The 14265-nt window shown below is 60.6% G+C and carries 11 protein-coding genes and 2 pseudogenes; 5 read left to right on the plus strand and 8 right to left on the minus strand.

Annotated elements, in window-relative coordinates:
• The first annotated feature begins 73 nt into the window (after positions 1–73).
• Entirely contained in the window at positions 74–1756 is a 1683-nt protein-coding gene (locus H4W29_RS32470; RefSeq protein WP_192732971.1) for a molecular chaperone HscC, read from the plus strand.
• Positions 1757–1760: 4 nt separating this feature from the next.
• Positions 1761–4499 (plus strand): hypothetical protein, encoded by a 2739-nt coding sequence (locus H4W29_RS32475; RefSeq protein WP_210332485.1) that lies wholly within the window; start codon positions 1761–1763, stop codon positions 4497–4499.
• Positions 4500–4617: 118 nt separating this feature from the next.
• Here H4W29_RS32475 and H4W29_RS32480 read toward each other — a convergent pair.
• Positions 4618–4833, minus strand: a pseudogene (locus H4W29_RS32480) (SRPBCC family protein); the annotation flags it as partial.
• Between the two features lie 14 nt (positions 4834–4847).
• Here H4W29_RS32480 and H4W29_RS32485 point away from each other — a divergent pair.
• Positions 4848–5173 (plus strand): annotated as a pseudogene (locus H4W29_RS32485) (ABC transporter ATP-binding protein); the annotation flags it as partial.
• A 163-nt stretch (positions 5174–5336) separates the two neighbouring features.
• Positions 5337–5987: a maleylacetoacetate isomerase gene (gene maiA, locus H4W29_RS32490; RefSeq protein ID WP_192732973.1), complete on the plus strand. Its 651-nt coding sequence runs from the start codon at positions 5337–5339 to the stop codon at positions 5985–5987.
• Positions 5988–6002: 15 nt separating this feature from the next.
• Here maiA and H4W29_RS32495 read toward each other — a convergent pair whose 3' ends face one another.
• From H4W29_RS32495 to H4W29_RS32525, 7 genes are all read right to left on the minus strand, one after another.
• Positions 6003–6686, minus strand: a complete 684-nt coding sequence (locus tag H4W29_RS32495) for a glutathione S-transferase family protein (protein ID WP_192732974.1) — start codon at positions 6684–6686, stop codon at positions 6003–6005.
• Positions 6687–6756: 70 nt separating this feature from the next.
• A complete protein-coding gene (locus H4W29_RS32500) occupies positions 6757–7578 on the minus strand; it encodes a class I SAM-dependent methyltransferase (protein ID WP_192732975.1) in 822 nt (273 codons plus the stop codon).
• Positions 7579–7621: 43 nt separating this feature from the next.
• Positions 7622–7888 carry an usg protein gene (locus tag H4W29_RS32505; RefSeq protein ID WP_192732976.1) on the minus strand — a complete coding sequence of 89 codons (267 nt, stop codon included), beginning with the start codon at positions 7886–7888 and terminating at the stop codon, positions 7622–7624.
• Between the two features lie 162 nt (positions 7889–8050).
• On the minus strand, positions 8051–8881 hold the full coding sequence (locus tag H4W29_RS32510; RefSeq protein ID WP_192732977.1) for an ABC transporter permease: 831 nt from the start codon (positions 8879–8881) through the stop codon (positions 8051–8053).
• Positions 8878–9684, minus strand: a complete 807-nt coding sequence (locus tag H4W29_RS32515; protein WP_192732978.1) for an ABC transporter permease — start codon at positions 9682–9684, stop codon at positions 8878–8880. The genes H4W29_RS32510 and H4W29_RS32515 overlap by 4 nt, the downstream gene beginning before the upstream one ends.
• Positions 9685–9797: 113 nt before the next feature.
• Positions 9798–10571 (minus strand): transporter substrate-binding domain-containing protein, encoded by a 774-nt coding sequence (locus H4W29_RS32520; RefSeq protein WP_192732979.1) that lies wholly within the window; start codon positions 10569–10571, stop codon positions 9798–9800.
• Between the two features lie 111 nt (positions 10572–10682).
• Positions 10683–11456: a transporter substrate-binding domain-containing protein gene (locus H4W29_RS32525; RefSeq protein ID WP_192732980.1), complete on the minus strand. Its 774-nt coding sequence runs from the start codon at positions 11454–11456 to the stop codon at positions 10683–10685.
• Positions 11457–11782: 326 nt separating this feature from the next.
• On the opposite strand from H4W29_RS32525, the gene H4W29_RS32530 reads away from it, so the two are divergent.
• Positions 11783–14065, plus strand: a complete 2283-nt coding sequence (locus H4W29_RS32530) for an OmpA family protein (protein WP_192732981.1) — start codon at positions 11783–11785, stop codon at positions 14063–14065.
• Positions 14066–14265: the final 200 nt, after the last annotated feature.

Genomic DNA, 14265 nt, shown 5'->3' on the forward strand with positions numbered 1-14265 from the left:
AGTGAAAGCCTGTTGTTGCTCCTGTCGAGGTAGCGGACAGACCGCACCCGTTTAATTCGCATCCGAGGTTTTAATGGCAATTATCGGTATCGATCTTGGCACGTCCAATTCGTTGGTGGCCGTCTGGTCGGAAAATGGTGCGGAACTCATCGCCAACGCGCTTGGCGAAACCCTGACACCATCAGCGGTCAGCATTGCCGACGACGGCGTATTGCTGGTTGGGCGAGCCGCCGCCGATCGATTGATCACGCATCCGCAGCGCTCCGTCGCTTCATTCAAACGCTGGATGGGAAGCGCCAACGGCACGCAACTGGCCGGCAAGACCTGGCGAGCCGAGGAACTGTCGGCACTGGTGCTGAAGTCGCTCAAGGATGACGTCGAGTCCAGCCTCGGTGAAGAGATCGTCGAGGCCGTCATTTCGGTTCCGGCCTATTTCAATGATCCTCAGCGCAAGGCGACGCTCGACGCGGCGCGACTGGCTGGCCTCAAGGTCGAGCGGCTGATCAACGAGCCCACCGCCGCGGCGCTGGCGCATGGCCTGGAAGCGGTGGGAGACGGGCGCTTTCTGATCCTCGACCTCGGCGGCGGAACATTCGACGTCTCTCTTCTGCACAAATACGAGAATGTGATGGAAATCCGGGCTTCGGCCGGGGATTCCCTGCTCGGCGGCGATGATTTTCGCAACGTGATCGCTGAACTTCTGATCAAGCGGCATGAATTGAATGAGGCCAAGCTCGAGCCGGCTGACCGGGCGCGACTGGTGCGCGAGGCCGAAACGCTCAAATTCGCCCTGACCGACAAGGCGGAAGCAGGCTATGATTTCACGCTCGGCAAAACGAAATGTACGGGAGAGCTAAGCCGGGCTGCATTCGAGGAAGCGGCCGCTCCGCTCCTCAGGCGCATGCGCATACCGATCGAGAGCGCCGTTCGCGACGCTCGGGTCGACATCGCAAAAATCGATCAGATCGTTCTCGTTGGCGGCGCGACCAGGATACCCCTCGTGCGCAATCTCGTCACCAGGCTGTTCGGGCGCTTTCCGCTGGTGCACGGGCGGCCCGATCATGCCATCGCGATCGGTGCGGCGGTGCAGGCCGGTCTCAAGCATCGCCGCGGTGCGCTCGATGAAATCATCATGACGGATGTATGCCCCTTCACCTTGGGAACCTCCGTCCTCGATCCCAGGGCGCCTGATGGCGTCATCCTGTCGCCGATCATTGAACGCAATGCGGTGGTCCCGATCAGCCGGGAGAATATCTATTGGACGGCGTCGAACATGCAGACGCACGTCAATATCGAGGTGCTGCAGGGGGAGCATATGCGCCCCTCGCAGAATGTGCAGATAGGGACCGTCAGCGTATCGGTCCCGCCGGGACCGGCCGGCAGGGAGACCGTGGGTGTGCGGTTCACCTATGACATCAACGGCGCGCTGGAAGTCGAAGTAAAAGTGATCTCGACGGGACACGTTGAACGGAAAGTCTTCCGCAACCAGTCCAATCTCAACGACCAGGAACTCGAAAAGAGCTTCGCAGCGCTCGCATCCATCAAGCTGGCGCCACGCGATCAGCAGGAAAATCGTTCGCTGATTGCACGCGCGGAAAGACTGTACGTCGAATCGCTGGGACCGGTGCGGGAGCATATTGCGCAGCTTCTCCTGCAATTCGAGACCGCGCTGAACGATCAGGCAAACCATGATCTTGACAGCGTGCGCCGTGCATTTGCCGAAACATTGAACCAGTTCGAACGCAGAATTCTTTGATCCCATGGTTGAAACTTGCTGGACACTCCTGCAGATCGCACCGACGCAGGAAGAAGACGATATTCGGCGGGCCTATGCCCGGCGACTCCGCGATTTCAGGCCGGACGAGGATCCGGAAGGATTCCAGCGGTTGCTCGGCGCGCGCGATGCCGCGCTGAACTGGGCGAATGCACAGCCTGCGGACCTGCTGACGGCGACCATCGATGACCGGAATGACCTGGGATGGGACGTCGATCTTGCCGAGTTGCCGGAACGAGAGAATATCGGTCGTTCCGGCGAACAACTGAAGGTGGACACGGACGGCGAGACGGTGCCGCAACCGGAATCGGCGGCTGCAAACCTCACGGAGTTTCCGGCCGAGATCGAGACGATAGACGACGGTCTGGTTTTCGAGCGCCTGAGAGAAATCGTGGCGCGGGAGAAAGCACGTCCCTGGGGCGCGGATCCCGCAGTCTACGAAGCGCAGCCGTGGATCGAGTTGTTCAATCTGGCCGCTGGCCTGAGCCTGCAGCGTCACGAGCAATTTCTGCAAGCCGTCGGTCGTCACTTTCCGTCGATTCTCCCTCCCATCGGGCTTCAGGGGCTGGAAACCGTAAAGGAATTCGCGCAGGGGCGCGGCGTTTGTGCTGTCGTCGAAACGATCGAGCAGCAGTGCCGGTTTGCCGAGCGGCCGGCCAGCCTCGTGCAGCTTTGCGGCCAGGAAGCCGCCATGATTTACTTCTCGTGGCTGGCGCATGCTCAATCGGCACGCGGCGTTCTGCAGCGCCGAGCGGCCGGACGGGCGGCATATGTGGACGAACGGACCGGCTTGCCCGCTTTTCCGGCTGAAGACCGTATTTTCGCGTTGGAAACGGCCGATCTCGTCAAATTTCACAAGGACACGGTCGATCACGGTCGTTGGCCGTTCCGCTTCGACTGGAAGACCTTGCTCATCCCAACGACGCGGTTGGCCGCCGCAGGGCTGATCTGGCAAGGTGGCCTTTTCCTCGCACTCCTGGGCATGATTGCAGTGTGTGGCTTTTCGTTGAACAACGATACGGCGCAACTGGTTGCTGTTGCAGGCATTCCCGTTTTGCTGGTCGCACGCTTTGTCATGGCCGTCTTCATCAACCGGCTTGCAGTTGGCGCTGCACTGCAGCGGGTGATGCAAGCCGACCGCCGGGGGCTCTGGTCAAGGAAACCCAGGCCCGATGCCTTGCGCAATCAATGGCGGGAGTATGCACGGCCCATATTCATGGGCGAATTCATTCTGTCCCTGGCGGTGCTTGTTTCGGTGCCGATCATGATCTCAACCTTCTTGATTCTGCAGGGCGATCTGGACAGGCCGGTTGAAACCGTCGTTTCGGAGATAGTCGACTCGGCCCTCGTTGCTGTCGCAAGCGACGACCGGCTGCCTCACAGTCAGCTCTTCGAACTGATCGATTTAGTAATTGCGTCCGAACAGGCGAATTTCAGCGAACGCGGTAAGGGGACCGACCTTCTAGTGCGCGATCTCGGAGACCGCGGATGGCTGGCCGAGCTGCGCCGCCGCGAGGATCAACTGCTCGGCAACAGTTGGATGTCTGGTTCGGACCGGGTGCTGATGGGCCCCGTTCTCGTGACCCCGGCGGCGGAACGCGAACGCAAATTGCGTGTCCTTGCCGATGCATACCGCTCGGCAACGCCGGAAGGACGCATGCAGATTGAGCGATCGCTTGCAGCCTGGAAGTTGACGCTCAATTTTGCAAAAGGCCCGCAAGCCATCGCAGCAGTCTGGGCCGCCATTCCTCCGCGTACCGACGGTCCAAATCTGGACGCCTTCCCGGAGGAAATGCGCAGGCTGCTGATCGGCAAATTCCTGGCAAATGCAGTTGGCAATTTCATCGACAGCGATGTCCAGCTCGTCAGCCAGTTTCACTGGTTGCTGACGGTTCCCGCCGATAGGCTTTATGAGATCGGGCCGCTACGGTCAGTCGCTGTATTGGATGATAATGCAGCAAACAGTCCGTCCCTCACACCGGTCGGCTGGGATAACAGTGATGAAACCGGCGCAGCACGTTATTTCAGAGAGTATGGCGATCGCCCTGCGACCAAGGCGCCGGAGTTGCCTCGTCTGAATGCTGCATTGGCGCGCTCGAGTTATTTCGACGTTGCCCGCACGTGCCTTGATTTGACCGGCGAAGCGGATCGTTCGCATATGCGTCAGCTGATCGCGCGGTCCTTGGCGAATTCGCCCGATGCCAGCATTTCGTCGAGTGCCGATCTTTGGCAGACGTTGGGTCGGCTCGCGCTCGCGGATCCTGCGTGCTACCGCAAGGTTTCCATAACCGGAAGGGTGTCCAGTCCCGAATTGTCATTGAGCCAACTGGATAACCAGTTCGACAAACTCGATGATGATCTGGATCGGCTCACCGAGGCCGAGCCGGATGCCATGGGAGAGCTTCTCCAGTCCGTCGTCCCGCAGGAGGGCATTTTCGGTTTCACCCGTGACCGGCTGCTTTCACACGCGCACTTTCTTGTCGGTCGGTGGTTTCTCAATAGACGGGACTATCGCAATGCGATCCTGGAATTCGATCAGGCGCTGAGCGCAAGGGAGTGCAACGAGTCTTACGTTCAGCGACGGCAGGCGCTTCAGGCGACGGGAGATGACAAGCGGGCTGAGACGGATCTTCAGCTGGCATTCCAAAGATCCGGATGGTGCATGATCGGAGGCGCGGATACTGAGGTCCTGAGATCGTCACTCGAGCCATTGATGAAAAAATGAGCCTACGCAGCCCCTATTGGAGGCGCTGCACGTCACGTTGTCGTGCATGCCGCCGAAGGCCGTGCGCTGTCCTTTCCTGCCCATTCTATAAGCCGGACCGCAATCAACCGGAGCCGCATCAGTGGATCGGGCCTTCCTTGCGCTCGAGTAAGAGTTCCAGATTGTCGAGGCCGATCTCGGTGCCCTGGAGGCGAGCGCCATTGTCGGCGTAGCCGTCGAGGGAGACCACCTGTTCGGTGAAGACCATCCTGGTGCCGCTGCGTGCCGCTTCGAAGGAAACGGTGGCGAGCGAGGCAGAGATGCGGGTTTCCCCGAGCTTCATCTCATAGGCATAGAAATGCGGGCGTTATCGTCGTCGGTCTCGGCGAAGGTATCGAGAAGAAGCGGGCGCTGGAAGAAGCCAAGGCTGTGCTTGCCGAAGTGCAACTCGCCGAAAAGGCCGGCGAATGGCGAACCGCGTCTGGCGCGAACTCGGCTGCACCACCGTGCTCGTCACCCATGATGTCAGCGAGGCGGTGCATCTGGCCGACCGGGTCATCGTACTGGAAGAGGGCCGCATTGCGCTCGATCTCGCCATTCCCTATCCGCACCCGCGCCGCCACGGTAATCCTGCGCTGGCGGAGCTGGAGGGGCGGCTGCTCTCGGCCATTCTCGGCGGTGATGGCGGGCATTAGGTCCGCCGTTCATCCTCTCTCGAAGCAAGGGCTTAAGTGCCGGCAAAGTGACATTGCGTCACTGCGATCGCGCGAGGCGAGACACGAGCGCAGATTATCCGCTAAATAGGGGCAGGTTCGCATCATCGCGAGGCCTGGCATTCAATCACAGCGGATCACTCCCATGACCATTCAACTTTACGGCTTCTGGCGCTCCAATGCAGCTTTCCGCGTCCGTGTGGCGCTTGCCTTGAAGAAATTGCCTTTCGAAGAAATCGAGATCGACATTCTCTCCGGGCATCAATTCGATGCCGCCTATGCGGAAGTAAATGCCGAGCGTGTCGTGCCGACGCTGGTTCACGACGGTCACCGGGTCTTCCAGTCGCTGGCGATCATGGAATATCTTGATGATATCCATCCCGAGCCAAGGCTGATGCCCGTTGACGCCAGGGAGAAGGCCTATGCCCGGTCGCTGGCGTTGGTTGCCGTCGCCGATGCCCATCCGCTGATCGTGCCGCGCGTGCGCAAACATCTCGGCCAGGCCCTCGGCGCCGATGCATCTGCGATCGAGGCATGGTGCCGGCATTGGACGACGGAGGGACTTGCGACCTACGAGCGCCTGCTCATGCGGCGGCCGCCCGCACCCTTTGCGCTGGGCGAGACCCCCGGCATTGCCGATATCTGCATCGCCGGCCAGATCGTCTTGGCCGAGTTCAACAAGATCGACCTCTCGGCCTTTCCGGCCGTGGCGGCTCTTGGGACGCGCTGTTTCGACCTTCCGGAATTTGCGCAAGCCCATCCGTCCCAGCAGGCCGGCTATTCGAACGCTCACTAGGACGGCAGGCGCCTGCTATTCTTGGGGCCGAAACTCGTCCGGCAAATCTTCCTTGTAGGGATAGAACTTGAAATAGGGCAGCGCCTCTTTCAGCACGCGGGCGAAGGAGGGGCGCTCCAGCAGGCGGCGGTAATAGGCTTCCAGCCCCGGCCGTTTCTCCGTGAAAGGCACCAGCGTGCGGGCATAGAAGAGGGCGGGTGCTGCGGCGCAGTCGGCCATGGTGAAGGCGTCGCCGGTGATCCAGGCTTTGCCGTCGATCTGCTTTTCCACCATGTCGTAGGCAAGGGACAGCATGGCGCGCGCTTCGTTGACGCCGTGCGGATCGGCCGAGTCTTCCGGGCGTATCCGGTCTATGACGATCTTCTGCATCGGCACCTGCACATAGAGATCGAAGAAGCGGTCCCAGAGGCGGACCTGCAGGCCGGCATTGGTTTCCTCTGGTACGAGCGGGACCGGGCCAGGATAGTGCCGATCCAGATATTCGATGATGATGCTGGTTTCGGGAACCGTGCTATCGCGCGTCTCATCACGCAGGATGGGGATCTTGCCGACCGGCCAGAAGCGCAGGAGATCGGCGCTCGACTGTTCGTCGGCGAGATCGACGAAGCGGTTTTCGAAGGGCGTCCCGTTCTCATAAAGCGCGATCAGCACCTTGTGGCAGAAGGAGGCAAGCGGATGCTGGTAGAGAACGAGCGCCATGCATTGACCTTTCCTGATGAGATCAGGTCAAGAAATTAGCAAGGCGCCCGCAAAATGCCAGATGGCACCTTCAGCCGTTATAGCGCGCCGTCACCAGATGGCCGGGGCTCGGCTGGCCCTCCTGCATGCGCACGTTGATCTCCATCATCTCGATGAGCTCAAAGCCTGTGGCGGCCAGGCGCTCGCGGATATAGGTCTCGGTGTGGATGAAACGCTGGTGCGGGCCAACCATATAGGGGCGGCCGTCCGCCAGCCTTTCAGGCAGGGTTTCTGAGGAGAAGATGAAGATGCCGCCGGCATTCATGTTTTCGGCAGCGCCGAAGAAGAGCGGCTCCAGCGCTCCGAGATAGGGCAGCACGTCGGTTGCGGTGATCAGGTCGAAGGGCTCTTCGTCATTATCGTCGAGGAAATCCTCGACCTCGGCGACGAAGAGCGTCTCGTAGACTTCCTTCTCATCGGCGATGACGACCATGTTTTCGGAGATATCGATGCCGATCATCTCCTCGCAGAGGTCATTCAGCGCGCTGCCCGTCAGGCCGGTGCCGCAACCGAGATCTAGCATGCGTTTGAAGGGGCCGAGCTTCAGGTCCTGCAGGCGCTGGCGCACGAGCATCGGCACGTGGTAGCCGAGTTGCTCCACCAGCACATCCTCGAAGACTTCGGCATGCTGATCGAAGAGGGTTTCGACATAGGCGTCCGGCGCCCGGACAGGCGTTTCGCCGCGACCCATGGAGGCAATACGCACAGCCGCGCCGCCGTGATCGTCGGGATCGATGGCCAGGACTTCCTGATAGGCTTCCACGGCCGCATCGATGTCCCCGGCTTTTTCAAGCGCAAGAGCGCGGTTATAGGCTTCCGCAAGAGCCTCTTCGTCGATCTTCTTTTTGTTCATGCGGGCGTTTTAGAGCCCACAGCTTACCATCGCAACTGCAATTTCAGTGCAATATGAATTCGCCCTTAAGGGAGCGCCATTCCGTTGCCGAAATGAGCCTGCGGTGAATGTAACGCACCGAATGCAGCGGCCCGTCCAGTTTCTCCTGCCAGAATTTCAGAAAACCGCGCATTTCCGGAAAGTCCGGGGCGAGGTCGTAGTCCTGCCAGATATAGGTCTGGAGAAAGGCCGGATGATCCGGCATGCGATAGAGGATCTGCGCTGTCGTCAGCCCATAACCCTTGAGCTGTTTTTCCATGTCCTTGTGCATCTTGTCTCGCTTCTTCTTGTTCCCACTCCGCGCTTATTAGCGCCACATGATATGAGATCATGCAGTGGTTAACCGAAGCTTGACAGATAGCGCATAAAAGAGCTATTTATTTTTGATTTCAAATACTTAGCAGCAATCTCCGGGGAGTGCTGCTAAGTCTTTTCAGCGCTTCAAATGACGCGTCAGGCGGCGTTCGATCCAGTTCCAGAGATGGCGAAGCGCCTCGACGATGGCGAGGTAGAAGATCGCCGCCCATAGGTAGGTCTGGTAATCAAAAGTGCGCGAGAAGGCATAGCGCGTCTCGCCCATGAGGTCGAGCACGGTAATGATGGCAACGACCGCCGAGCCCTTGATGAGCAGGATGATCTCGTTGCCATAGGGGCGCAGCGCCACGATGAAGGCCTGCGGCAGGATGATCTTGCGGAAAGCGATGACCCTGTGGATGCCGAGTGCATCGGCCGCCTCGCGCTGGCCATACGGAACGCTTTCGATTGCGCCGCGCAGGATTTCAGCCTGATAGGCCGCGGTATTGATGGTCATGGCGAAGACGCCGCAAAACCAGGCATCGCGGAAGAACCACCAGAGACCGACCGATTCCAGCTGCGGCCGGAACGCACCGAGGCCGTAATAGACCAGGAAGAGCTGGGCAAGCAGCGGCGTGCCGCGGAAGAAATAGATGTAGCCGTAGGCGAGCCAGCTCAGCACGCGACTTTTCGACATGCGCGCCATGGCGAGCGGCAGCGACAGGACGGCGCCGCAGACAACGGAAAGGCTCACAATGCTGAGCGTCATCCACAGGCCATGCAGATAACGCGGCCCGTAGCGGGTGAACTTCTCGGGATCCCAGCCATTGATGACGGTGTAGATCAAAAGCGCGGCAAGCAGCGCCCAGAAGGCCACGAATATATAGCCGGCGAAACGTGAGGCCGTCATCGGCTTTGCCACCGCGCGGGGTGCCGGCTGCGGCGGGATCAATGTTTCAGCGTAGCTCATCGGCGAACCTCCGAACGCTTGGCCCAGCGGTCGATATAGACGAGCACGAAGGAGGAGAGGATGGCCAGCGCCAGATAGAGACAGCAGGCAATGCCATAGAAGAAGAAGGGTTCCTTGGTCACGCGCACGGCGACGCTCGTCTGGCGCAGGATATCGGCAAGGCTGATGATCGACACATAGGAGGTGTCCTTCAGCAGCACCATCCAGAGGTTCGTGAGGCCCGGCAGGGCAATGCGCACCAGCTGGGGCAGGACGATGAGGCGCAACGTACGGCCGCGATGCAGGCCAAGCGCGTCTCCCGCTTCGTATTGTCCCTTGGGAATGGCGCGGAAGGCCGAGAGCAGCACTTCCGAGCAATAGGCGGAAAAGACGACCGACAGTGCGATCACGCCGGCAAGGAAGGCATTGATTTCGACCGGCGGACCGTTATAGCCGGCGAGATCCAGCAGATACTGGATGAGGATCTGCATGCCGTAATAGATGATGAAGAGCGTCAGAAGCTCCGGCAGGCCGCGGAAAATCGTGGTGTAGACGCCAGCCGCCAGCCGCAGCGACTTTTCTTCCGATTGCTGGCCGAGCGCGACCAGAAAACCGATGACGAGGCCGATCGGCAGGGTAACGAGCGCCACCGAAACCGTGACCTGCAGGCCAAGCGCGATCTCGTCGCCCCAGCCCGTGTCGCCACAGGCAAGAATCGTCGACGGCGCTAACCAGGTGAAGATGCCAACGGGCCCGCACAGTGGATCGACGATGTGCACAATCAGGCTCCAGAAGGAGCCAAGCGCGGAAAATAATCCGCCCATGCCAGAATTCCCCTCACGGCTTTTGCCGTTTTGATATTGCCACCTTTGTCAAACAAAAATGGCGGAAGAGCAAGCCTTCCGCCAGTATCTTCATCGGCCAGATAGCGAATTTATCATTCGCCGTAAACGTCGAAATCGAAGTACTTTTCCTGGATCTTCTTGTACTCGCCGCTGGCGCGGATCGCGGCGATCGCCGCGTTCAGCTTTTCCTTCAGCGGATCGCCCTTGCGGATGGCGATGCCTGCGCCACTGCCATTGATTTCCTTGTCGATCGGGAGGGTCGTCAGGATCTTGCAGCAGGAGCCGTCGGCGGACTTGACCCATTCGGAGAGAACGACGACGTCGTCGATGACGGCATCGACACGGCCGCTGGAAACGTCGAGTTTGTACTCGTCAGCCGTCGGGTAAAGCTTCAGTTCGCTGTCGGCGAGATGCTTCTCGACATAGTTGACGTTCGTCGTGGAGGTTTGCACACCGATTACCTTGCCCTTGAGGCCGGCAACATCGGTCACGGTCGAATCCTTCGGCACGGCAACGGCCGGTGGGGTTCTGTAAAAATGATCGGAGAAGTCGACGAGCTTCAGGCGCTCCGGGGTGATTGCCATCGACGAGACGATCATGTCGAACTTCTTGGCGTTCAGCGCCGGAATGATGCCGTCCCAATCGGTCGAGACGAAAGAGCACTCGGCCTTCATCTCAGCGCAGAGGGCCTTGGCGATATCGATGTCGAAGCCCTGAATGGTGCCACTGGCGTCGACGAATTCGAACGGCGGGTAGGTCGAATCGGTGCCGATGACGTATTTTTCGCCGTCGGCGAGAGCCGCGCCGGCAAAGAGAGACATTGCCGCAACCGAGGCTGCAGCAAGGAGCTTCGTGGAAATACGCATGAGAATTCCTCTCACGGCTTTTGCCGTTTTGACATCGCCGTGTTGCCGAACAAAAAATGGCGGAAGAGCAAGCCTTCCGCCATTACCTTCATCGGCCAGATAGCGAATTTATCATTCGCCGTAAACGTCGAAATCGAAGTACTTTTCCTGGATCTTCTTGTATTCGCCGCTGGCGCGGATCGCAGCGATCGCGGTGTTCAGCTTTTCCTTCAGCGGATCGCCCTTGCGGATGGCAATGCCTGCACCGTTGCCGTTGATTTCCTTGTCGACCGGCAGGGTCGTCAGGATCTTGCAGCAGGCGCCGGCATCGGACTTGACCCATTCGGAGAGAACGACGACGTCGTCGATGACGGCGTCGACACGGCCGCTGGAAACGTCGAGCTTGTACTCGTCAGCCGTCGGGTAGAGCTTCAGCTCGGTGTCGGCGAGATGCTTCTCGGCGTAGTTGGCGTGGGTCGTGGAGGTCTGCGCGCCGATCACCTTGCCCTTGAGGCCGGCAACATCCGTGATCGTGGAGTCCTTCGGCACGGCGATTGCCGGCGGAGTGTTGTAATACTTGTTGGAGAAGTCGACGAGCTTGAGGCGCTCAGGCGTAATCGACATGGACGAGACGATCATGTCGAACTTCTTGGCGTTCAGCGCCGGAATGATTCCGTCCCAATCGGTCGAGACGAAAGAGCACTCGGCTTTCATCTCAGCGCAAAGCGCCTTGGCGATATCGATGTCGAAACCCTGAATGGTGCCACTGGCGTCGACGAATTCGAACGGCGGATAGGTCGAATCCGTGCCGATCACATATTTTTCGCCATCGGCGAGGGCCGAACCGGCGAAAAGGGACATTGCCGCGAGCGAAGCTGCAGCAAGGAGCTTGGTGGAAATGCGCATGAGGATCCTCTCTGTTGGTGGCGCCGGGCCTTTTTGTTGTTCGCCGGCGGCCGCACACTTCGACGGTGCCACCACCGTCTTGCGGCGATAATCAAACCTTTTTTCGCAAAATTGCAACAGGAATCCCCGCGCAGTTGTGCGTTGCAACCGGCAACCGAGATGAACAGGGGCCGACCGTGGTGTTCAGGTGAGGTTAATCCCGTCCTTCTTAGCGTCAGGAACAAACCGGCATTTTAGCGCTTTGAGTTTCGCATGGTGCACAAAAAGCCGTGATTGCGGGGCAGTGAGCCCCGGTCGAAGTCAAAACAAGGACGAGGAAACCCCTGATGGGCATGAAATCCAGATTGTTTGCGAGCGCGGCCTTTCCGCTGCTTTCCCTTGCCTTCGCGGTGCCGCCGGTAGGCGCCTACGCCGCAGTCGGCGGGGTAGAGCATGGCGCTGCCGGCACTGTTGCCAGTACCGTCGTTGGGGGCAGCTACGAGGTAGCGCAGGACGCACCTTCTGAAGAGGAGCTTTTGAAAAAGAAGAGGAAGCAGGCAGAGGAGCAGCAACAGCAGCAGGAGGCGCCCGCCGAAAAGCCGCAGAAGCGTGAAGCGCCCGCCGAAAGCGCTCCGGAACCGGAACAGAAGCCCAAGCGCCAGCGCGAGCCCGAACCGCAGGCAGAGCCGCAAGCCCAGGCCCCCGCGGCTGAAGAGCCCGCACGTCCGCGCCGCCAGCGCGAAGCCCAGCCCGAACAGGCAGCACCCGAGCAGCAGGCTCCCGCCGCCGAAGAACCCCAGAAGCCGCGCCGCCAGCGTCAGGCGCAGCCGGAACAGGCGGCACCACAGGCCGAACAGCCGCAAGCCGAACAGCCCAAGGCAGAGCAGCCGCCGGCAGAACAGCCAAAGCGCCAGCGTGATCGCAAGCAGAATGCCGAACAGGCAGCCCCTGACACCCAGCAGCCGGCTGCCGAAGCTCCTGCCGCCGGCGAGGCGAATCAGCCCGCCGAAAAACCGCGCCAGCGCCCGCAGCGCCAGAAGCCGGAAACGACAGAGCAGCCTGCCGAGCAGAGCACGGAACAGCCGGCAGAGCAGCAGGGCGGCAAGCGGCCGGCCGGCGGCAAGCGCCCCGCAGCTACCGAGCAGCAGGCAGCGCCATCCGGTGAGGCAGCGCCCATACCGGCCGGAAAGCCCGCAACAGCCGAACAGCCTGCCGGCGAAAAGCCAGCAGCCGAGAAGCCGGTCCCGGCGGAGAAGCCGACGACAGCCGAAACACCGGCGACCGCCGAGAAACCAGCCGCTGGCGAACAGCCGGCCAATGGCCAGACCGTTCAGCCTCTACCCGGCCAGCAGCCTGAACAGCCTGCAGCCATCGCGCCGCAGCCCGGTGAACAGCCGGCAGCCATTGCGCCACAGCAGGCAGAACAGGCCATTCCCGCACCTGAAAAGGTTACGCCGAAGGAGCTGGAGCGCCGCAAGGAGATCGCCCAGGATCCGGCCAAAAGCACCGAGACCATCGTCCTGCCGGTTGAGAATGGTGCCGCCGTTCTCGACAGCGACAAGGATGCCGACCGCAGCCAGGGCCGGCAGGGCCGTCGCGATCGTGACCGCCAGCGCGCCGACAGCCAGGATTTCAAGCTGCCGACCTCGGATGCCGAGGCTCAGTCGCTGAGCGCCACCCGACAGAGTGCGCCAGTGCAGATCGAGGCCATCACGCGTGAAGAGGGCCGGCGTATCGACCGCCGTCCGCAGTTCGCCCAACCTGATGGCGTGCGTTACGGCGAACGCACGGACGACAGCCGCGTCATCATCCAGTTCGGCGACCGCACTATCGTTCGCAGCGACGACGACCGCCGCTTCCTGCGCGATGGCGAACGGCCGAGTTATGAAGAGCTCTCGGGTGACCGCTATCGCGAGACAATCATACGGCCCGAGGGCTATCGCATCGTGACGATCCGCAACCGGTACGGCGACATCATCCAGCGCTCCCGCGTCGATGCTCGCGGCCGGGAAGAAGTGCTCTATTATTCCCCCGAGCTCTATGAGGATCCGGATCGCGACTACTTCGAGGATCCTGGCGCAGACCTGCCGCCGATGCGCCTGCGCGTGCCGCTGGACGACTATATCATCGACACCAGCACCGATCCGGACCGCGACTATTACGAGTTCCTGAGCGAGCCACCCGTCGAGCCGGTCGAACGTGTCTATTCGCTGAACGAGGTGAAATATTCCGCCCGTATCCGCGACAAGGTGCGCCGTATCGACCTGGATACAGTGACGTTTGCGACGGGAAGTGCGGAAATTCCGATGAGCCAGGCCCGCACGCTGCGCAAGGTGGCCGATGCGATCAACGAAGTGCTCGACAAGAACAAGAGCGAGACCTTCCTGATCGAAGGCCATACGGATGCCGTCGGCTCCGATCAGAGCAACCTGATCCTGTCCGACCAGCGCGCGGAATCGGTCGCCAACGTGCTGACGGATGTCTATGGCATCCCGCCTGAGAACCTTGCCACGCAAGGTTATGGCGAGCGCTATCTGAAGGTGAATACGGCTGGGCCGAATCAGGAGAACCGGCGTGTGACCATCCGGCGTGTGACGCCGCTGGTGCGGCCGGTGGCGCAGAACAGGTAAGGGAATACCGGTATGTCATGAGGAGGCGGGGTCGTGAGGCCCCGCTCTTTTTGTTTTGGGGATTTTGGAAGGAGAAGCGTGCCGTGTAGCACCCCCCCTCTGTCCTGCCGGACATCTCCCCCACAGGTGGGGAGATTGGCTGGGGGCGCCGCCCCCCTAAACAACTACCGTTGCAACCCGGCAAAACCGAAGAAGGATGT

This window comes from Rhizobium viscosum (genome assembly GCF_014873945.1).
Classification (GTDB): domain Bacteria; phylum Pseudomonadota; class Alphaproteobacteria; order Rhizobiales; family Rhizobiaceae; genus Rhizobium; species Rhizobium viscosum.

Excerpts from the sequence above, each read along its gene's own strand:
- H4W29_RS32470 (WP_192732971.1), top strand. The coding sequence starts at position 74 with ATGGCAATTATCGGTATCGATCTTGGCACGTCCAATTCGTTGGTGGCC.
- H4W29_RS32475 (WP_210332485.1), top strand. The coding sequence starts at position 1,761 with ATGGTTGAAACTTGCTGGACACTCCTGCAGATCGCACCGACGCAGGAA.
- maiA (WP_192732973.1), top strand. The coding sequence starts at position 5,337 with ATGACCATTCAACTTTACGGCTTCTGGCGCTCCAATGCAGCTTTCCGC.
- H4W29_RS32495 (WP_192732974.1), bottom strand. The coding sequence starts at position 6,686 with ATGGCGCTCGTTCTCTACCAGCATCCGCTTGCCTCCTTCTGCCACAAG.
- H4W29_RS32500 (WP_192732975.1), bottom strand. The coding sequence starts at position 7,578 with ATGAACAAAAAGAAGATCGACGAAGAGGCTCTTGCGGAAGCCTATAAC.
- H4W29_RS32505 (WP_192732976.1), bottom strand. The coding sequence starts at position 7,888 with ATGCACAAGGACATGGAAAAACAGCTCAAGGGTTATGGGCTGACGACA.
- H4W29_RS32510 (WP_192732977.1), bottom strand. The coding sequence starts at position 8,881 with ATGAGCTACGCTGAAACATTGATCCCGCCGCAGCCGGCACCCCGCGCG.
- H4W29_RS32515 (WP_192732978.1), bottom strand. The coding sequence starts at position 9,684 with ATGGGCGGATTATTTTCCGCGCTTGGCTCCTTCTGGAGCCTGATTGTG.
- H4W29_RS32520 (WP_192732979.1), bottom strand. The coding sequence starts at position 10,571 with ATGCGTATTTCCACGAAGCTCCTTGCTGCAGCCTCGGTTGCGGCAATG.
- H4W29_RS32525 (WP_192732980.1), bottom strand. The coding sequence starts at position 11,456 with ATGCGCATTTCCACCAAGCTCCTTGCTGCAGCTTCGCTCGCGGCAATG.
- H4W29_RS32530 (WP_192732981.1), top strand. The coding sequence starts at position 11,783 with ATGGGCATGAAATCCAGATTGTTTGCGAGCGCGGCCTTTCCGCTGCTT.